This is a genomic window from Rothia sp. HMSC066G02, from assembly GCF_001813145.1.
Classification (GTDB): Bacteria; Actinomycetota; Actinomycetes; order Actinomycetales; family Micrococcaceae; genus Rothia.
The window spans coordinates 72,178-72,728 of the sequence record NZ_KV811595.1; the positions used below are offsets into that span (position 1 = coordinate 72,178).

1 pseudogene is annotated in these 551 nt (G+C 58.1%); it reads left to right on the top strand.

What is annotated here, in order from left to right:
* Window positions 1-33: 33 nt before the first annotated feature.
* A pseudogene (locus HMPREF2894_RS09340) lies at window positions 34-551 on the top strand (peptide ABC transporter ATPase); the annotation flags it as partial.

Consider the following 551-nt stretch of genomic DNA (forward strand, 5'->3'; position numbering starts at 1 on the left):
GACGGAAGAATAGGAACATTCAAGTTCACAAACATGTCACTTGAATCTGGCATTCCTGTAGACCATGGAAGTCCTCGAAGCCCTTCCTCTGCTAGTTGCATTCCCAACGATACCCGCACCCTCACCAGTGCCGACAGCCCGGGTCCCACCGGTCCGACTTACGAAGAAGTCATGGAGGAAATCCGCCACGCTGCAGAGTCGCTAGAGCCGGGCAAGCCGACCCTGCACCAGTCCTACAACAACCCCGCAGGCACTGGCCGAGCAGAAGGCGACCCGAACGTCTACAAGGGCGACCAGGTCAACTTCTACGTCGATGACGGTGGCCCCTACCGCCTTGAAGCAGACATGCTCGCCGGGCACGTCGAAATTGAGCTCATGCCCTCCTCCTATGTCATCGAGTACGGTAACGGCGATACAGATACCAACTACACGGCTGGTCAGCCCGTGACCACCTACCCTCGTGAGCGTCCGAGGCAGACGGATACCAGCTACGCCTACCAGCGTTCGGGTAACTTCCATGCGTATGCGACCGTGCACTACACGGCTCGTTT